The sequence below is a fragment of the Prevotella lacticifex genome (genome assembly GCF_019973375.1).
Classification (GTDB): domain Bacteria; phylum Bacteroidota; class Bacteroidia; order Bacteroidales; family Bacteroidaceae; genus Prevotella; species Prevotella lacticifex.
On record NZ_BPTV01000001.1, the window covers coordinates 611,365 to 632,338 of the forward strand.

At 55.3% G+C, this 20,974-nt stretch carries 10 protein-coding genes; 8 read left to right on the plus strand and 2 right to left on the minus strand.

Features of this window, described 5'->3' with window-relative positions:
- Nucleotides 1–94: 94 nt before the first annotated feature.
- The 6 genes from LDN30_RS02205 to LDN30_RS02230 all read left to right on the plus strand — a co-directional run bounded on the left by LDN30_RS02205 (nucleotide 95) and on the right by LDN30_RS02230 (nucleotide 18,171).
- Complete coding sequence (locus tag LDN30_RS02205; RefSeq protein ID WP_223928610.1) at nucleotides 95–2,557, plus strand: glycoside hydrolase family 95 protein; 2,463 nt, start codon at nucleotides 95–97, stop codon at nucleotides 2,555–2,557.
- 43 nt (nucleotides 2,558–2,600) lie between these two features.
- The gene (locus LDN30_RS02210; protein ID WP_373316474.1) at nucleotides 2,601–4,091 is read left to right on the plus strand and encodes a glycoside hydrolase family 140 protein; all 1,491 of its coding nucleotides are present in this window, start codon (nucleotides 2,601–2,603) and stop codon (nucleotides 4,089–4,091) included.
- Nucleotides 4,092–4,132: 41 nt separating this feature from the next.
- Nucleotides 4,133–7,906: a family 78 glycoside hydrolase catalytic domain gene (locus tag LDN30_RS02215; RefSeq protein ID WP_223928611.1), complete on the plus strand. Its 3,774-nt coding sequence runs from the start codon at nucleotides 4,133–4,135 to the stop codon at nucleotides 7,904–7,906.
- The gene (locus LDN30_RS02220; protein WP_223929419.1) at nucleotides 7,906–10,644 is read left to right on the plus strand and encodes an alpha-d-galacturonidase; all 2,739 of its coding nucleotides are present in this window, start codon (nucleotides 7,906–7,908) and stop codon (nucleotides 10,642–10,644) included. Before LDN30_RS02215 ends, LDN30_RS02220 begins: the two co-directional genes overlap by 1 nt.
- A 274-nt stretch (nucleotides 10,645–10,918) precedes the next feature.
- Nucleotides 10,919–14,860 carry a malectin domain-containing carbohydrate-binding protein gene (locus tag LDN30_RS02225; protein ID WP_223929420.1) on the plus strand — a complete coding sequence of 1,314 codons (3,942 nt, stop codon included), beginning with the start codon at nucleotides 10,919–10,921 and terminating at the stop codon, nucleotides 14,858–14,860.
- A 74-nt stretch (nucleotides 14,861–14,934) separates the two neighbouring features.
- Nucleotides 14,935–18,171, plus strand: a complete 3,237-nt coding sequence (locus tag LDN30_RS02230) for a glycoside hydrolase family 2 TIM barrel-domain containing protein (protein WP_223928612.1) — start codon at nucleotides 14,935–14,937, stop codon at nucleotides 18,169–18,171.
- Nucleotides 18,172–18,503: 332 nt separating this feature from the next.
- Here the strand turns inward: LDN30_RS02230 and LDN30_RS02235 are convergent, their stop codons facing one another.
- Entirely contained in the window at nucleotides 18,504–19,376 is an 873-nt protein-coding gene (locus LDN30_RS02235; protein WP_223928613.1) for an Rpn family recombination-promoting nuclease/putative transposase, read from the minus strand.
- A gap of 242 nt (nucleotides 19,377–19,618) precedes the next feature.
- On the opposite strand from LDN30_RS02235, the gene LDN30_RS02240 reads away from it, so the two are divergent.
- Both LDN30_RS02240 and LDN30_RS02245 read left to right on the plus strand, forming a co-directional pair.
- Nucleotides 19,619–20,305, plus strand: a complete 687-nt coding sequence (locus LDN30_RS02240) for a hypothetical protein (RefSeq protein WP_223928614.1) — start codon at nucleotides 19,619–19,621, stop codon at nucleotides 20,303–20,305.
- A gap of 51 nt (nucleotides 20,306–20,356) precedes the next feature.
- On the plus strand, nucleotides 20,357–20,509 hold the full coding sequence (locus LDN30_RS02245) for a hypothetical protein (RefSeq protein WP_223924989.1): 153 nt from the start codon (nucleotides 20,357–20,359) through the stop codon (nucleotides 20,507–20,509).
- A 108-nt stretch (nucleotides 20,510–20,617) separates the two neighbouring features.
- On the opposite strand, the gene rhaM is transcribed toward LDN30_RS02245, so the two are convergent.
- A complete protein-coding gene (gene rhaM / locus LDN30_RS02250; RefSeq protein ID WP_223924990.1) occupies nucleotides 20,618–20,938 on the minus strand; it encodes an L-rhamnose mutarotase in 321 nt (106 codons plus the stop codon).
- Nucleotides 20,939–20,974 lie beyond the last annotated feature (36 nt).

Genomic DNA, 20,974 nt, shown 5'->3' on the forward strand with positions numbered 1-20,974 from the left:
CTGCTGCCGAACAATCTGCCTCCCGTCACGAAAATATCCGGCCTCGACCGACGACGGAACTCCTTCTCGTTCGTCTTAGTATTAAACGCAACCTATGAAGAAATCTATCTTGGCCCTTACAGCCTTTATTATCATACTCATCTCATCACTGCCGTCGGCGGCACAGTACAAACTATGGTACAAGTCGCCGGCGCAGGTGTGGACCGATGCCCTCCCCTTAGGCAACGGCCGACTCGGTGCGATGGTCTATGGCATTCCGGCCACCGAGAGAATTGGTCTCAACGAGGAGACGATATGGTCCGGTCAGCCCAACGCCAACGCCAACGGCGAGGCCCGCGAGGCCATACCAGCCATCCAGCGGCTGCTCTTCGAGGGCCGTTACCGTGAGGCCGAGGCGATGGCTTCGGCCAAGGTGATGTCGGCAACAAACTGGGGCATGGCCTATCAGACCTTTGGCGACGTGTACATCTCCACACCCGGTGCCACCAACTATTCCCGCTACTACCGCGAGCTCAGCCTCGACTCGGCATGCGCCCTAACGCGTTATACCGCCGATGGTGTCGACTACGAGCGCGAGGTTATCACATCCTTTGCCGACAGCGTTATCACCATCCACCTCACGGCGAGCCGGCCGGGGCGGATAACGTTCAACGCCAACTTCGCCTCGCCCCACGACGATGTTATCATCAGTAGCGACGGCGACGAGGTGACGCTCCAGGGCGTGACCTCAAAACTCGAGGGCTGCAAGGGGAAAGTACGCTTCATGGGGCGCATGACGGCCTCGACGAAGGGCGGACAGCTGTCGTCGCGCGACGGCATCCTGACCGTCACGGGTGCCGACGAGGCCACGATATACATCGCCATTGCCACCAACTTCGTGAACTATAAGGACATCAGCGGCGACGAGAAAGCGCGCTCCGAGCACCAGCTGCGCACGGCCATGACCCACGACTACGCCTCTGCCCGCCGCCGTCATGTGGCCATCTACCGATCGATGCTTACGCGTGCGTCGCTCTTCCTCGGTGCCGACAGCCATCCGTCGATGGCCACCGACGAGCGTCTCGCCGCCTTCCGCAGTGCCGACGACAACTGGCTCTGTGCCACATACTTCACCTTCGGCCGCTATCTCCTTATCTGCTCGTCGCAGCCCGGTGGTCAGGCCGCCAACCTGCAGGGTATATGGAACGACAAGATGTTCCCTTCGTGGGACTCGAAATACACCACGAATATCAACCTCGAGATGAACTACTGGCCCTCCGAGCCGACGAATCTCAGCGCTCTCAACGAGCCTCTGTTCCGGCTTATCCGTGAGGTCAGTACGACAGGATCCGCCACAGCGCGCACGATGTACGGCAAGGACGGATGGGTGCTCCATCACAATACCGACATCTGGAGGGTCACGGGAGGCATCGACCACGCCGCGAGCGGAATGTGGATGACCGGTGGAGCGTGGCTCTCGGCCCACCTCTGGCAGCACTATCTCTTCACCGGCGACCGCGATTTCCTGGTCCGTGCCTACCCGATAATGAAGGGTGCGGCCCGCTTTCTCGACGAAATGCTCATCAGGGAACCCCGCAACGGATGGCTCGTCATATCGCCGTCGGTGTCGCCGGAGAACACCCATCCCTCGTCCGAGGGCAAGGTGCCGCTCAGCTATGGTACGACGATGGACAACGAACTCATCTATGAGCTGTTCAACAACGTCGCGGCTGCAAGCCGGATTCTCGGTGTCGACGACACGCTACGCACTCACCTCGCGCAACGTCTCGCCCTTATGCCGCCGATGCAGATAGGCCGTTGGGGACAGCTACAGGAGTGGCTCGACGACTGGGACGACCCCGCCGACCATCACCGCCATGTCAGCCATCTCTACGGACTGTTCCCCGGCAGTCAGATTTCGCCCTACCGCACTCCGCAGCTCTGCTCGGCTGCCCGCACGTCGCTCGTCCACCGTGGCGACGCCAGCACGGGATGGTCGATGGGTTGGAAGGTTTGCCTGTGGGCGCGCCTCCTCGACGGCAACCACGCTTATAAGCTCATCCACGATCAGCTGACGCTCACCGACGACCACTATGTGGCCTACGGCACGAACAAGAAGAAGGGCGGCACCTACCGTAACCTCTTCGATGCCCACCCGCCATTCCAGATTGACGGCAACTTCGGGTGTACGGCGGGCATCAGCGAGATGCTCCTCCAGAGCCACGATGGGTGCGTGAGTGTCCTGCCGGCGCTCCCCGACGCATGGAAAGCCACCGGTGAGGTGAAGGGATTGAAGGCCCGCGGCGGTTTCGAAATCGTCGACATGAAGTGGACCAACGGCAGGATAACGGCGCTGACGGTCCGGTCGGCCCTCGGCGGCAACCTGCGGCTGCGCCTGCCCCAGGCCCTGAAAGGCTACCGCCGTGCCCACGGCGACAATCCCAATGCGTTCTTCGCCCTCCCGCAACCGAAGGCTGTCGTCAGCCATTCCGACGCGAGTCTGACAGAGGTAAGTGTCCCGCGGTCATGGACTTACGACATTCCGACGGTGCCGGGACAGACCCTTCGCATACTCTAACGCAACAAACCGTACGACATACGTATTAAGACAAAGATAAATTATGATAAAAAGAAAGATATTCAGGAGAGTTCTTCTGTCGGCCATCGCTGCTGCCGCAATCTCGACAACAGCCCTCGCCGGCAGTCCGAAACCATGGGACAACGGCCGGCTGATGGTGTCGCCGAATAACCGTTTCCTCCAGTTTGCCAACGGAAAGCCGTTCTTCTGGCTCGGCGATACGGGCTGGCTGTTGCCACAACGCCTCGACCGCAACGAGGTGGCCTACTATCTCAAGAAGTGCCACGATGCCGGATATAATATGGTTCAGGTTCAGGTGCTCAACGATGTGCCTTCGATAAACCTCTACGGACAGGTGTCGAATCCCCACGGATGGGACATGACGAAGGCCGATCCCGACGGTGTCTATTCCTATTGGGACCACCTCGACTATATCGTCAAGACTGCTGCCGACAACGGAATATACGTCGGAATGGTGGCCATCTGGGGCACTCAGGTGCAGGATGGGCGTATCAATGCGGCTCAGGCCAAGGCTTATGGGCAGTTCCTCGCCAAGCGATATAAGGACTGTCCGAACATCATCTGGATTATGGGTGGCGACATCAAGGGCGACATCCACCCTGAGGTGTGGAACGCTATGGCCACTGCCATCAAGGCCATCGACCGTAACCACCTCATGAGCTACCACCCCCGCGGCCGCTATACGTCGGCCCGCTGGTGGAGTAAGGCCCCGTGGTTGGACTTCCACATGTTCCAGAGCGGCCATCGCAAGTATGGTCAGCGCATGGGCAACGCCGACTATCCCATCCCCGACAGTACCGAGGAGGACAACTGGATGTATGTCGACTCGACATGGGCGCATGGGCCCGTGAAACCCGTCATCGACGATGAGCCGAGCTATGAGGACATTCCGAAGGGCCTCCACGACCCCAACGAGGAGCGGTGGCAGGACTACGACGTGCGCCGTTATGCCTACTGGAGTGTCTTTGCCGGCAGTTTTGGCCACACCTATGGCCACAACGCCATTATGCAGATGCTCAAGCCCGGATATATAACCGGTTACGGCAGCAACGGAATGGAGAAGTCGTGGTATACGGCTCTCAACGACCCTGGCTATAACCAGATGCGGTTCGTGAAGGACCTTATGCTCTCGTTCCCCTATTTTGAGCGCGTTCCCGACCAGACGATTATTGCCGGACGCAACGGCAAACACAACGACCGGCTCATCGCCACGAGGGGCAACGACTATCTGATGGTGTACGACTACAACAGCGATCCTATGCCCGTCGACATGAGGAAGATTAGTGGGGCGAAGAAAAATGTGTGGTGGATGGATGCGGCTACGGGCGCACTGACGTTCATAGGCACCTTCGACAATGGTACGAAAACTTTCTTCCAGCAGAATCCACATAGGGGAACGCCCAACGACGGGGTGCTTATAGCCGTCGATGCCGACAAGAATTATATCGGAAAAAATCAGAAATCGATTGCCGTGAGGACCGCCTGCGGAGACGAAAGGAACCTTGAGGAATGACCGGCGGCAACGGCTGCTGCCATAAGATAACGACTGTCAGTATGAAAAAGAATCTTATCATCTTACTTCTGATGATTCTTCCGCTGCGCACCATTGCCAGTGGAATATCGCTCTACGACCTTAGGGTTGAGGGACTTACGTGTCCGTTGGGTATCGATGTCGACGTGCCGAGGTTCTCGTGGAAGACAAAATCGGACCGGAAGAATACCGTCCAGACGGGTTACGAGATTCTCGTGGCATCGACAAAGGAAAAGCTCGATGCCGGGGAAGGCGACCTGTGGCGCTCCGGACTGGTAGCGTCGGATGCCCAACTGTGGATTCCCTACGGTGGCGTTCGCCTCGCCGACAACCAGCGGGCGTGGTGGAAAGTGCGCATAACGACGAATAAAGGGAAGTCGGACTGGAGCGACGCTCAGACGTTTGGCATCGGACTGCGTGGCGAAACCCACTGGAAAGGGCGGTGGATAGGAGTCGAGAGTCTTGTCGACGCCGATGCCGTGGGCCTGCATACGCGCTTGAAAGCGAGGTACTTACGACGTGAATTCACGGCCCGCGACTCCATAGTAAGGGCTACGGCCTATGTTGCCGGGTTCGGACTCTATGAGTTCTACGTCAACGGACAGTCCATTGGCGATCGTGAGGTGCTGCGGCCGGTGCCGTCGGACTACCGTCGGACGGTCTATTACAACACTTATGACATTACCGAGGAGTTGCAGTCGGGTTCTAAGAATGCCCTTGCCATCGTCCTTGAGGCTGGCAGGGCGTTTCCACCGAGGCAGGAGAAACCATACAAGACGCCCTACTTCGGACTGCCGAAGTGCCGCATCAACGTTATCGTCGAGTACGCCAACGGAAAGCGGGAGATATGGGCTACGGATGAGAAATGGAAGATTTCGACCGACGGCCCCGTCCTCTCGGCCAACGAATACGACGGTGAGGTGTACGACTCACGGCTCGAACACGAGGGCTGGAACGATGTGGGTTTCGACGACAGCGGATGGTATCAGGCTCAGCGGGCTGCCATTCCGGAGGGCACTCTGCGTGCCCAGATGACGCCGAACATGGTTGTCGGCTATGGTCCGGTGGACAAGCGGTCGATGCGGAAGTGGGGCAATGGGGTGATTGTCGACTTCGGACAGAATATGGCAGGATGGGTTCTGACGAGTGTCCGCGGCAATGCCGGCGATACAATCCGCATCAAATATGCCGAGAAACTCGACTCTGCCGGTGGCCTCTACACGGCAAATCTGCGCAACGCCCAGGCTGAGGATGTCTATATCTGCAACGGAAAGAGCCGCGAATGGTTCCCTTCGTTCGTCTACCACGGGTTCAGATACGTCTACGTCACGGGTCTGCGCAATGCCTCTGTCGACGATTTCGTGCCTTGCGTCGTAGCCGACAGGATGCGGACTACGGGCCATATCGCCACCGCCGACAGTATCCTTAACAAGGTGCTGCGCAACGCCAGGTGGGGCATTTTGAGCAACTATAAGGGCATGCCCGTCGACTGTCCGCAGCGCAACGAGCGCCAGCCGTGGCTCGGCGACCGCACCGTGGGCTGCCTCGGCGAGTCGTTCCTGTTCGACAATGAGCGCCTCTACACCAAGTGGATGCGCGATATTGCTGAGGGGGTGAGGTCGGATGGGGCCATATCCAATGTCACACCGGCTTTCTGGAACTACTATGAGGATAATATGACGTGGCCGGCGGTGTTTCCCTTCGCTTGCGATATGCTCTACGAACAGTACGGCAACAGTCAGCCGATTATCGACTGCTATGGGGCGATGAGGAAGTGGCTGAACCACATGATTACCGAATATGAGCACGACGGAATCATTATCAAGGATAAATATGGCGATTGGTGCGTGCCGCCGGAGAAACTGACGATGATTCACTCGAACGACCCCGCGAGGCAGACCGACGGCAGTCTCATCTCGACGGCATACGCCATAAGGGTGCTGCAGCTCATGAAGAAGTTTGCGGAGATTAAGCTCCGCTGCGGCAATGCGGCTGAAGAGGTGGTTCTTAAAGCCGATATAGCTGAATATTCTGAACGTCAGAAAGTTATGACGGAGGCTTTCAACCGTCGTTTCCTGACCGTGAAAAGGGGCACATCGGTGCGCCCCGGTCATGTGCTTTACCCCGACAGCGTGTTCTACGGCAACAATACGGCAACGGCAAATCTGTTGCCATTAGCTTTCGGGATAGTCCCCGACTCGGTGAAAGATGATGTCGTCAGGAACGTTGTACGCAATATTATAGTTACCGGTAACGGCCATGTGACATGCGGTGTTATAGGCATCAGCTGGCTCATGAGAGGCTTGAGCGACAATGGCTTTGCCGATGTGGCCTACATGTTGGCCACTCAGCGCAAGTATCCTTCGTGGGGATATATGACCGAGAATGGTGCCACGACTATATGGGAGCTGTGGAACGGCGATAAGGCAAACCCGTCGATGAACTCCGGAAACCACGTCATGCTCCTCGGCGACCTCCTTACATGGTGCTATCAGTACCTCGCCGGAATAAGGCAGACGGCCGAAAGTACGGCTTATAAGCACATCGTCCTGCGGCCGTCGTTCGGCATTGAGGACTGTTTCAGTATCGATGCAAGCTACGAGACACCCTACGGAACGGTCAAAAGCCAATGGCACAAGACTCTCGAACGCCTCCACTGGGATGTCGAAATACCCGCAAACACGACGGCGGAGGTGTGGCTCCCCGACGGAAAAGTGAAGAACGTGGGCAGCGGAAGCTACACTTTCGACTGCTCTATTCCACATAAGGACGCTAAGATTTTGCGCGATGAGTTTCTCTATGAGTATGCCCCGTTCTATTCGGCCCATGCCTCTACCATCACCGAACTGAAGAACGGCGACCTCCTCGCGGCCTATTTCGGTGGCACGTGGGAGCGGAATCCTGACTGCTCGATATGGGTCAGCCGCCGCAAAAAAGGCGCCGACCACTGGGATGCACCCGTGAAAGTGGCCGACGGAGTACTCTCCGGCACTGCCGAAGGAACGAAAAGCGGAGCTGCCGAGCGTAAGGCCTGCTGGAATCCGGTGCTCTTCACCATGCCCGACGGTGAGATTCTGCTCTTCTTCAAAATAGGAAAGGATGTCCCCGACTGGCAGGGATGGGTCGTAAAATCGTACGACAACGGAAAGACGTGGACCCGCAAGGAGATGCTGCCGAAAGGATTTATCGGTCCGGTGAAGAACAAACCGGAGCTCATCGGCGACCGGCTGATATGTCCGTCGAGCACAGAAGGGAAGTGGTGGACGTTCCATGTGGAGATATACGACGTGAAAACGAAGCAGTGGAAGTATGTCGGACCGGTGCCGGCAGATTCGGCCCTGCTCACCGACGACGGCCAAATGCACCCCATAAAGTGCATTCAGCCAAGCATTCTACGCCTCGGCGACGGTCGGCTGAAAGTTCTCATGCGTACCCATAACGGCAAGTTGGCGACGTCGTACAGCCGCGACAATGGCGACACGTGGTCGACGGTGACGCTTACCGACATTCCCAACAACCAGAGTGGAACCGATGCGGTGACGCTGAAGGATGGCCGTCATGTGCTCGTTTACAATGATTTTGAGACTGTTATGGGAACGAAGAAAGGGCCGCGGACACCGCTCCGCCTCGCTATCAGCGACGACGGGGAGCACTTCCGCCCTTATGTCACACTCGAGGACAGTCCTGTCGATCAGTATTCTTATCCCGCCGTAATACAGGGAAACGACGGCAATCTGCATGTCGTTTACACGTGGCGGCGACTGCGAATAGCCTATAAGGAAATAAAACTGAAATGATGAAGAAAATCAAAGCAATACTTATTCTGATTGTTTTCCTCACCAATCTCACTGCCAACGCACAGAAAGTGAGTATCACGACGGAGCGGAACGCGTCGGACCGGGAGCTCTTTGCCGCTGAATATCTGCAAAAAAAGCTCAGCGGTCTGGGATATACAATAGTCGGGTCCGGTGCCGATTACCGCGTCTCCTTAGTTCTGGCTAAGGACACAACGGGCCTGAAACGTGAGGGATTTACCATCAGAAGCCACGGCAAGACGATACGCGTCATGGGCAACGACGGCAGCGGTGTGATTTACGCTTGTAACGAAATTGCCGACAGAGCGCGCCGGACGGGGAGTCTGAAGATGCCCGCTGTGGTCAGCGACGCACCCGAAATGGTGCTCCGTGGGGCTTGTGTGGGACTTCAGAAGACAACCTATCTGCCCGGGCACGGGGTCTACGAGTATCCTTATACACCCGAGAATTTCCCGTGGTTCTACGATAAACAGCTGTGGATACGGTACCTCGACATGCTCGTCGACAACCGGATGAACTCGCTGTATCTGTGGAACGGACATCCGTTTGCGTCGTTGGTGCGACTGAAAGACTATCCTTTTGCTGTCGAAGTCGATAGCGCCACCTTCGCGAAAAACGAGGAAATGTTCTCCTTTCTCACCAAGGAGGCAGCGCGACGGGGAATTTGTGTCATCCAGATGTTCTACAATATTATCGTCAGCAAGCCCTTCGCCGACCACTATGGGATAAAGACGCAGGACCGCCACCGCCCTATCACGCCGCTGATAAGCGACTATACGCGGAAGTCGATAGCCGCTTTCATCGAGAAATATCCCAATGTGGGACTTTTGGTGTGTCTCGGTGAGGCCATGGATACATACGATGATGACGTCGAATGGCTCACCAAGACAATCATTCCGGGAGTAAAGGACGGTCTCAAAGCTCTCGGCCGAACCGATGAACCGCCTATCCTCCTCCGTGCTCACGACACTGACTGCGAGAGAGTTATGAAGGCGGCGCTGCCTATCTACAGGAATTTGTACACCATGCATAAGTACAATGGCGAGTCGCTGACGACCTATCAGCCGCGTGGGCCGTGGTCGGAAATACACCAGAAACTGGCCTCTCTCGGTACGACACATATCGAAAATGTGCATATCTTAGCCAATCTGGAACCGTGGCGGTGGGCATCGCCGAGGTTTACCGAGAAGGCTGTGCAGGCTATGCACGATGTCCATCACGCCAACGCCCTGCATCTCTATCCTCAGGCATCGTACTGGGACTGGCCTTACAGTGCCGATAAACTGCCCGGCGGCGGCCGTGAGTATCAGCTTGACCGCGACTGGATGTGGTATGCTGTGTGGGGAAGATACGCATGGAACTGTCGTCGCGACACCGTCGATGAGGCCCGTTACTGGGATGGAAGACTCGCCGATTTCTACGGAACGGGTGAAAAAGATGATGCCCGTGGGGCCGATCTCATACGCAAAGCCCTCGACGAGAGTGGGGAGATAGCCCCAAAACTGCTGCGCAGATTCGGCATTACGGAGGGCAACAGGCAGACTCTGCTGCTCGGAATGTTTATGAGTCAGCTCGTCAATCCATATAAATACACCATCTATCCGGGCTTTTACGAGAGCTGCGGACCGGAGGGTGAGAAGCTGATAGAGTATGTCGAGAAGGAGTGGAAACACCAAACTCACAAGGGAGAACTGCCGCTCGATATCGTTAATCAGACCATTGCCCACGGCGAGAAGGCCGTGGCTGCCATCGATTCAGCGGCTCCTTACGTCACGAGGAATGTCGCTGAGTTTGATCGTCTGCGCAATGATATGCACTGCTATCGCGAATTTGCCTACTCGTTCGGACTGAAGGTCAGGGCTGCCCTCCACGTCCTGAACTATAAATGGGGCAAGGATATCGGCGAGCTCGATGCTGCCGTCCCCCTGCTTGAGGAGAGTCTGGACCACTACCGCCGCCTCGTCGCCCTGACGAAGGATAACTATCTCTACGCCAACAGTATGCAGACGGCACAGAGGCGTATTCCTATCGGTGGCGACAACGGAAAGATGAAGACGTGGGCGGAGTTGCTCCCGGAGTATGAAAAGGAACTTAAAAACCTTAAAAAGAATATTTCCATGCTCAAGGCTAAGGCCGCGGGGACGTACAAGGAGACTGCCGAAGAGATAAAATCCCTGCGCAATGCCGACGTGCAGAACGTCGTTCTCATCACCCGTCCTGACGGTAATAGTGCATCGCAGGAGCCTAAGAGAACCGCTGCCGAATTCCGGCAGATAGCCAAGGGTACCCGTCTGTTTACCGATATTGACAGTATCGTGACGGCCGTAGCCCCTGAATTGGAGGGCTTGAAGGCCCTGCCATTGTCGTATTGGAATATGAAAAAAGAGGCCACCGTGATTGATTTCACGGCTAAAAAGCCCGTTACCCTGCTTGTGGGATACTTCCGCGACGACCAGATAAAGTACGCTCCGGCCCCAAAATTGGAAACCGATGCATCGGCCAACGACTACGGTCAGGCTGAGGCTGTGCTCACATCGGCAATCCAGATTGATGGTATGCCGCAGGTGAACGTCCATCCCTATCACTTCGGGGCCGGGCATCACACCCTCTCGCTGCCCAAAGGAATACTCCTTATCCTCGGTTTTGCCGACAGCGAGCCCGCTCAGCGTGACTGCGGACTGTCGGGGTCGGACAAGTCGATAGACTGGTTGTTCCACTAACCCCGCTGCAATCGGAATGCGGAAACGGCGCCTTGGGAACGCTAAGTGTATCGTTTGAGAGTGCTGAATGTATCATTTGCAGCCGCTAAATGTGTCATTTGGAAACATTAAAACTACTGTCATAATGCGCTGAAGAGACAATTTAACAGTCCGGCAGGTGTTATTTCTATACGCTGCAAGGAAAATATTGAAATATGATTCGGAACTGTCAGTTGTGTAAGAAACCCTGCCGGAGATGACGGAGCCAACTGTGTGGAACCGCAACACGAATACGATGAAGAGAGAAACGATAATATTTTGTCTGCTGTTTACGGCCTGCCGACTGATAGCCAGTGTGCCCGACACGGTCATGAAAGCAATATATAACGAGGTCAAAACCCCGTTTAAATACGGTCTTGTGGTTGCTCCCGCCGACAACAGCCACAAGATCGACTGTCCGATGGTATACAACGAGGACGGCAAATGGTTTATGACCTACGTCGTTTACAACGGCAGCGACGGTCTCAACGGACGTGGCTACGAGACGTGGCTGGCTACCTCGACCGACCTCCTGCACTGGACGACGCTCGGAAGGGTGCTGTCGTATCAATCCAAAGGATGGGACAGAAACCAGCGGGCGGGCTATCCGGCACTCATCGACTGGGCGTGGGACGGCTCCTACTCGATGAAACAATACAAAGGAAAGCATTGGATGTCGTACTTTGGCGGTGCCGGTACCGGCTATGAAGCTGTGCGTGAGCCGCTTAGCATAGGCATGGCATCGACAGATGGCTACGTAACGAAAGCCCACGAATGGCAAACCCAGCCGCAGCCGGTGCTCTCATATAATGACAAAAAGGCCCAGTGGTGGGAAACACTGACCCAATATAAGAGTACGGTTTACTACGACAGTCTGCGGACCTTGGGCTCTCCGTTTGTCATGTTCTACAATGCCGGAGGCGTAAACCCGCAGAATCACCTCAAGGCCGAGCGCATAGGCATCGCCCTCAGCTCCGATATGCGCCACTGGCATCGCTTCGGTGGTAATCCCGTCTACAGCCACGAACAGGCCGGAATGATTACCGGCGATGCGCAGATAGTGAAGATGAACATCGCAAAATTGGGACTCTCTACTGCCGACAGCACCCTTTACGTGATGTTCTACTTTGCTGCTTACAATCCCGCCCGACCCTACAATGCCTATAATACCTTCGCCGTCAGCCGCGATCTCGTCCACTGGCAGGACTGGAACGGCCCCGATCTTATCGTCCCCGGAAAGCCTTACGACGATATGTTTGCTCACAAAAGTTACGTTGTGAAGCATAACGGAGTTGTATACCATTTCTATTGTGCCGTCGACAAGGGCGGACAACGCGGCATAGCCGTAGCTACGAGTGAGCCGATGGGACGCAGCAGCGTCGCTTTCCCGCCCTTGGAAAAGCATGGTCCGCGCCTGACGACCGACCTCGACAATGGCTGGAGAGCACGGGTGACATCGTCCAATCAGCCACTTGCGTACCACGAGGACCAATGGCACGACGTGGCGGTACCGCATAACTTCGACAGCTACTATGGCTACCGGCAGCTGCGCCACGGCAATCTGCATGGTACAGCCGAATATGAAAAGACTTTCACCGCTGCGCCGAAGGCCGGGAAACGCTATTTCCTGAACTTTGAAGGCATCGGAACCTATGCCACCGTGACCGTCAACGGCCACACTTTCGACCGTCGTGGGGTGGGGCGGACGACGCTGACTCTCGATATTACACCCTATCTGAAGACCGAAAACAGGCTGAAAATCACTGTCGAGCATCCCGAGATGATTACCGACATGCCGTGGGTGTGCGGCGGATGCTCATCGGAATGGGGCTTCTCCGAGGGCAGTCAGCCCTTTGGCATCTTCCGTCCGGTAACCCTCGTCGCGACCGATGAGGTGAGAATAGAGCCCTTCGGCGTCCACGTGTGGAGCAACGCAGCCTGCGACAGTACCTTCATAGAGACCGAAATACACAATTATGGCACCTCAGATGCACCCATCCAACTTGTCAGTAAGATGAACCAGAGCGACGGAAAAACCTTCTTCCGTCTGCCCGTCGACACCCTCGTCGGGGCGGGACAGTCCATCATCATCCGGCAGTCGGTGGCCACGTCAGGAGCCCATCGCTGGGACATCGGCGACCCTTACCTCTACACCTTGGCCTCGATGATTAAGCGCGACGGCCGCACCACCGACGCTACCGAGACCGAATTCGGCTACCGGAGCATCTCCTGGCCCGCGCGACGGTCACCCTCCGACCACCACGGCCAGTTCCTCCTCAACGGTCATCCAGTATTCATCAACGGCACGTGCGACTACGAGCATCTCTTCGGCAACAGCCATTCGTGGAGCCACGAGCAGATAGCGTCACGCGTGAAGATGATGCGCAAGGCCGGATTCAATGCCTTCAGAGAAGCCCATCAGCCCCATAACCTTTACTATCAGCGACTTCTCGACGAGCAGGGAATGCTCTTCTGGAGTCAGTTCTCGGCACATATATGGTATGATACTCCCCAGTTTCGTGAGAATTTCAAGGCTTTCCTGCGTCAGTGGATAAAGGAACGCCGCAACTCGCCGAGCATCATTCTCTGGGGATTGCAGAACGAGAGCGTGCTGCCTAAGGACTTTGCTGAGGAGTGCACAGCCATCATCCGTGACCTCGACCCTACCTCCCGCGACCAGCGGATGGTCACGACATGCAATGGGGGAAATGGCACCGACTGGAACGTGGTGCAGAACTGGAGCGGCACCTACGGCGGGTCGGCCGACAACTACGGCCAGGAGCTGAAACACGACGACCAACTGCTGAACGGCGAATACGGCGCTTGGCGCACGTTGGGACTTCGTGCGGCAACGGCTGACGGAGGCTGCGTGGCCTCCACGGCCACCGTTCCCAAGTATTCGGAGGATGCCTTCGCGTCACTGCTGCATAAGAAAGCGACGCTGGCCTATGCATCCCGCGACAGCGTCTGCGGTCATTTCCAGTGGATATTCGTGTCGCACGACAATCCCGGCCGTGTGCAACCCGATGAGGCTTTGCGCCGGATTGACAAGGTGGGACCGTTCAACTATAAAGGCCTTCTGTCGCCGTGGGAACAGCCTACGGAAGGATTCTATATGTACCAACGCCTCTATGGACCGCATTCCGGCCACGACGGATGCCACGGAGACACGCTCCTGCGTACTGCCGCCGACATGAACCCAGTCTCGACGGAGCCCGCCGCCGGCTACACCTATATATATCGTGTCAACTGTGGGGGCGACGCATACCGCGATAAGTACGGCAACGTGTGGGCGCAGGACTCCCGTCTGTGGTCGCACTCGTGGGCAGAGCCCTTCGCCGACCGCCATAGCACCGACTCCGCAACGGCGATGATAAGTCCGTTTACGGCCTCGCAGGGCCACATCAGCGACAATATTCACGGCACTACCGACCCCGACTTGTTCCGTTATTTCCGTTGGGGGCGCGACCGACTGACTTATTCGTTCCGCGTCGGCGGCGACAGCGTGTACCGTGTGGAACTCTATTTCACTGAGCCTTGGCTGGGTCGTGACAATCTTGTCGGCGACGACAGCGAGGGAGAGCGCCTCTTCTCCGTAGCCATCAACGACAGCGTGGTTGTCAGCGACCTCGACATTTGGGCCGAAGCGGGATGGGCCGGAGCCCTGAAGAAGACCTTCTTCGTCAGAGGCCGGAATGGAGCCATCGACATACGGTTCCCCGAAGCGAAAGCCGGTGAGGCCGTCATCAGTGCCATTGCCATAGCCCGTAAAGGCAGCGGCGGTGCTCCTGCGGTTCTGCCATCGTCGCCACTGACGGCCGATTATTGGCGGAATCTCGACACGGACACCCTTTCGCGCTATCCCAAAGCCCTGCTGCCGAAAGACAGCGAGGCCTTTCCCGCCGTGAGATACAAGGCCTCCGGTCCCGCGCTGTGGACCATCACGCCCGGCGTTGCCCGCGAGTATGCGCTGCGGTTCCGCTATAAGAACACTACCGCTGCGGCCATAGCCGGACGTTTGCAGGTTGCCGACAGTAAAGGAACGCTCGTCGTCGACCGCGACATCACGTTCCCGCCGACACCGAATAAGTTCAAGACCATTGCCACCACCACCGCCACGCAGATTAATGCCGGCCACTACAAGGTGGCGGTAAAGGGTGCGTCAGATGTCGTTTTCGACTATCTCGAAGTTCAATAAAAACAATTTCTTCCGTCGCCGGCGGCCTCTAAGCCTCGTGCAGCCGTCGCCGGCAGAATCGTCAACAATACAGAATGAAGAATTTTCTCATTATATCAGTCTTTGCGCTGCTGCCTCTCGCGGCTCTCGCGGGTGGTCCGGCGGACTTCCGCTTTAACGGTACGGCTGCGGCGAATACCGCTGCTGAGCACCGTGACTGGGAGGACGAGCATGTCCTCTGCGTCAATCGTGAACCGGCACGCAGTGATTTTTTCACCTTCACGGCACACCCCGGCGACAGCCAGATGACCCTCGACGGACAGTGGAAGTTCTCGTGGACTAAGACCTTTGAGGAACGCGTACCCGACTTCTACACCACGACCTTCGACGACCGGAGGTGGAAAGAGTTCCCCGTTCCTGCCAACTGGGAGGTCAACGGCTACGGAACACCATTATATATCTCGGCTGGATACCCGTTCCGGATCGACCCGCCGCGGGTGACATCAGAGCCGAAATCGGCCTGGACGACATACGTTGAGCGGTCGCCGACGGGTCAGTACCGCCGGTGGTTCACCCTCCCAGCCACGTGGACCAAGGGCCAGACCTTCCTCCGCTTCGACGGTGTGATGTCGGCATTCCACGTCTGGGTCAACGGTCAGACCGTCGGCTACAGTCAGAGTTCGTTCGACGCAGCCGAATTCAACATCACCCCATATCTCAAACCGGGTAAAAATCTCGTTGCCGTAGAGGTGTATAAATACAGCGACGGCAGCTATCTCGAGGACCAGGACTTCTGGCGCTTCGGTGGCATACAGCGCGATGTGACCCTCTTCCACACCCCCGACATCACCCTCTCGGATATCGCCATACGCACGGAGCCGGTGTCGACGGTGACTGAATCGCCCGACTACCGGCTGCTCATAAACCCCAAGCTGAGCGTCTATGGGCGGGAGAACGGCGACGGATGTAGCGTTACGGCCACCCTCCTCGATGTCGACGGACGGCAGGTGGCCACAGCCACGGCCGATGCCGCTACCATTCTCGACCTCAACCATAAGGCCCGGAATATGAACGAGTGGTTCCCGCAGCGCGGAATAACGAAGTTCGGACGCATCGTCATGAACGTAGCGTCGCCACGGGAGTGGACCGCCGAGACACCATATCTATATACCCTCCGACTGGCTGTCGCCGACCCGGCGGGCCGCATTGTCTGTCAGGCACAGCAGCATGTGGGGTTCAGATGGATAAAAATTGTCGGAGGACAGATTCTTGTCAATGGTAAGCCGATAAAAATCCGTGGCGTCAACCGCAACGAGTTCGACCCCTTCACGGGCCGTGTGATGACGGAGAACCGCATGCAGCAGGATATCCGACTGATGAAAAAGGCCAATATCAATGCCGTTAGGACGAGTCACTACCCCAATTGTGCGCGGTGGTACGAACTCTGCGACTCGGCCGGCATCTATGTTATGGATGAGACGAACGCCGAGACCCACGGCCTGCGTGGCACCATCGCCACATGGCCTGACTGGACGGCAGCGTTCTTGGAGCGCACGCAGCGCATGGCTGAGCGCCACAAGAACCATCCGGCGGTGATATTCTGGAGTTTGGGCAACGAGAGCGGGTTCGGCGCGAGCCACGGGGCCATGGCAGGATGGCTTCATACGTTCGACCCGACGCGTCCTGTGGCCTACGAGGGTGTCCAGACTCCTTACGTCAGGAACGCCGATGGGGCTGACGAGAGCCATTTTCCCTATACCGATCCTGCATGTGTCGATATTATGGAGCGTTTCTATCCGCGCGTAAAGCAGGAATATCTGAACTTCGGCGTGAAGGGCGATGGGGGTGAGGAACGGCCAGAGAATGCCCGTTGGGAGCATCTCGTCGACCTCGCTAACCGGCAGAACGACGACCGTCCCATCGTCGCAGCCGAATATGCTCACTGCATGGGCAACGCCTTGGGCAACTTCAAGGACTACTGGGATGAGTTCTATGCCCATCGCCGACTTGCCGGAGGATTCATCTGGGACTGGGTCGACCAGGCCATTGGCGAGCCGACCGGCAGCTCTGCAACAGGTAAAGGGCACGCATTGTCGGCAGCTGTGCGCTATCATTTCGGTGGCGACTACGGCGACAAGCCTAATTCGGGAGCCTTCTGCATCAACGGAATAGTGATGGCCGACCGTTCGCTGACACCGAAATTCTGGGAGGTGCGCAGTGTACTGTCGCCTGTGCAGTTCCAGACGGTCGCCGATTCGGTTATTGTTGTCAACCGCAACTCGCATGTCTCACTGAGCGGGTATAAGGTGATTGTGGAGCGACTTGCCGACGGCAGCAGGAAAGACCGCAAGGAGTTGACCCTCGGTGCCGTCCTCCCTGGTCACCGTCAGCCGCTGATGGCACTGAACGACTGTCGGAAAGGCCTTGCTGACCGGGACATCCGGATAAATCTCACGGCCATCACTCCTGCCGGCGACACTGTGGTGACCCAGCAGGTCAACGCCTCCCGCAGTGCGCTGATGTTTGTCGGACCAAAGGATAAACCTTCCCGCAGCCGGTCGTCGGCTCCTGTCAGTCTGCCATCTATTGTCCTCTCGTGCTCGCGCGCGGCCACCGATAACGACAAGGGATTCGGCAACTGGCTCGCAAAGGAATGGAACAACGACAGTCTTTACTCGCCGAGGATAACGCCATTGGGCACCATGACGAATGCTGACGGCTCTGAGACCGATTCGACGCGGTACGATTTTGCACATGGCAGCATCGTCCTGACCGTGACAAAAGGACCGGCCGTAAGTGAGAATGCATGGACGACGACGCACAGTCTGACCGTTGCCATCAAGTGCCGTGGCTCTCTGCCACCACTGCCGCGGCTCGGCATCCGGCTGAGTATGCCACGGGAGTTCTCGAAGGTGGAATACTATGGTCGCGGGCCGTGGGACAACTATCCCGACAGAAAGACCAGTGCTCTCGTGGGCAGGTACACTTCGACCGTGGCTGAGGAGTACACTCACTATCCGCGTCCGCAGGACTGCGGCAACCATGAGGACTGCTCGTATGTCCGGTTGGCTAATGCCGTAGGACAGAGTGTGACCTTTGCAACCGCCGACGGTAAGCCTTTCAGTTTCAGTGCGCTCCCCTATAGTGTTGAGGATATTAGGGCGGCGCGCCACGACTATGAGTTAAAGCCATCGGTTGCCATCGACTTGCACATCGACGCGGCAGTGATGGGATTGGGCAACAGCTCCTGCGGACCGGGAGTATTGAAGAAATACACTGTCGATACGTCGAAACCGCAGGTCATGCGGCTGAAGGTTACCATTGTCAGATAGCATTCTTGATAGGCGATGCACCTTATTGCGTAGCATAATAATCCCGGGTTGGGCATCGCTTCGGATATTTGTTGATGGCAGGAAAAGACTATATTGAGTGTAAAAATAATTCAAACATTGTGGCCGTTTTAACCAGCTTTGTAACCGATTGATAACGTGCGACTTAGCAATACATGCCGTTTTGCATTGCAAAAAGGGCCATTTCAGCTTGCAAAAGGATAGGTTTTGCAAGCTGAAATGGCCCTTTTTAGAGTCTAAAATGGTATGTATTGAAATGCTGTAAAGATATTTCTGAATTATCTCCCGCTCATATCCGTTCTCCCTCACCGAAACTACAGCTCGGCAATCTCCTCTTTGCTGAGGCCTGTCGCCTTGGAAATGATCTCTGCGTCCAGCCCCATTGCTTTAAGGTTCTTGGCGGTCGCTCTTGTAGCTTCCTTTCGTCCTTCCTCTCGTTCTTCTTCTCGTCCTTCCATCTTGGCTGTATCGAGTACGTCGTTCTGTACCATGATGTTGTCGATGTGACGGTCGTAGGCTTTACGCTCGGCCTTGCTCATCTTCAGGTATTGCAGTTTCTCGCGGGCTTCCTGGAGTCCTGGGGCTTTGGTATCTTCCTTGATATGACCACTCTTGAGATAGTCGAGCCATTCTTCTAACGGAGTCTTGGCTACCTTGTTGAATTCATTGACGCGGATAATGAAGTATTCGGGGAATATTTCCTCTGGAGTTTTGATCGTTATTATTCCCTTGTCGCGGCTGTTTATCTTTAGTTTGTCCTTGGTGTGCACGCCAATAAGCGATGTCTGACCATGGTACAGATAGTCGGCTCCCTGCCCCAAGTCGAAATAGAGGATGCTAATAGAGTACACTTTCTTTACATTGTCATACTTGTCACCCAAGGAGATGTGCTCAGGAAATGGTTTATAGCCATTTGTTACTAAATTCCAAAGATAGTGGAGCTCTCGAATTGTTTGTAGTTCAACGATGATTTTGTCATTCCTGTCATTAATAGCCATCAAGACAACGCATCCGTAAGTGCTATCACCCTTTATTTGATTGCTCTCGCTTTCCAGAATCTCGATGATGTGAACTGGCTCATTGAGCAGAACGGTAATCAATCCCTCAAAGACACCAAAGTTGGCTTTGTCGCGCAGCATTCGTTTAGCTGCCCAATCAAAACGGATGAAATTGTTGTCGTCGTCCATATCGTTTCGCTTTTTGTGGCAAACTTACAAAAAATAAATGAGAATCGAAATAAAATGATGAAGAATTTTAAGAATGGTAACATGCTACTTGACTATGGTGTGTGAGTCTGCCGGAAAAGTATGTTGAGACACGGAAGATAGACTCAAATCTAATAGGGAAATAGAAATTTCTTACACTGGGTTGGGTTGTTATCAAAAAGACTTCGTAAATTTGCACTTGCTAATTGACCTCGCAAAGAATAATGAAAGATCCGTTTTCTGGAATAGAATCCAACTTTCCTCCTTTGACCAAGAAGACGCTCTTGGGATTATATGCTGCAAGTGCTTTCATCACTGTAGCAGGACTTTTCTGCGTATATAATCAGGCAGGTGATATTCCTATTGATACGGGCCGTTTGCTCGCAGCTGTTGCCATAACCCTTTTTGGGATAGCCTTCGGACTGTGTGTCTATTTCAGACGCAGGATTCCGGTAAGGGTAAAAATCTATTCGGCCTGTCTGGTTTTCACCGTTGGGAGTATATGGATGGCTATCGAGCCTCGTGATGATTATCGCCATAGTGCCGAGACGGTAAGATTTGTGGGTGTTGTCGGTGCTTTGTTGAGTGGTGCCGCCGGCTTGTTTGCATTATACAAGGATTTGAGATTTCACCGTGAACGCAGAAACGAGATAGATGAAGCTGGTGAGGTTGAGACAATTACAGACGGCGTTATCCGCTTCAATACTAACGATGAGACGGAAATTATGGAGATGTTCGACAAATTCGATTTCCAAAATAGTCAGAAAAAGCTTCTGAAACCAAGAATTGTCCGGCGTGAATTCCATTCCTTGCTGGTCTTATACGATATAGACTATAGCGATTTTTGCTTTCTGTTCAACTGGTTGGTATACCGAAAGATGGCTGTTCCTGACTACACTTTGCGGGGATGACTTAAAGAGTCGCATCTGGAGGTGAAGGGCAATTCAGTGACCGGTCCGATTATGTTGTTTATACCAAGTGACGACAAGGAATATGACAATGTTTACTTCGTGTCGTCGCATGGTAAAGGTTACAAGCAGGAGTTTGCATATGCGCAACGGCTCCATGAGGTTAATGGTCACGCGGTTCCCTATGAGCCTTATCCTGAAATGTGAGGCAATACGATATAGAGCATTGTTACCACGTGACCACGGACGAAAAAAGGCACGATGCGTTGCCGCACCGTGCCTTTGGGTCTTGTATTATTATTCGTAGGGAACCGCTCAGTCCATGTGGAAGAGCTCCTCGAGCGGTATGCTGACGGGGGAGTTGTCCTTGTTCGTATCCATGATGTCGGCCATCATGTCCCACCATTTCTGCGTTATCGGGTCTACATCGGTGGTGTCTTGGCTGTTGGTATCCTTGGAACACTCCTGATAGGCGAATAGAAGATTCGTCTCCTTGTCCCAGAAGATGCTGTAGTTGCTTACGCCCTGGTCCTCGCTAATCATCTTCTTCAGCTCGGGCCAGATGGCTGCATGCCGCTTGGCATACTCCTTTTCGCAACCCGGTTTCAGATACATTTTAAAAGCAAATCGTTTCATAGTTGTATGGTATTTTTAAGTTTGAAGTTATCGTTC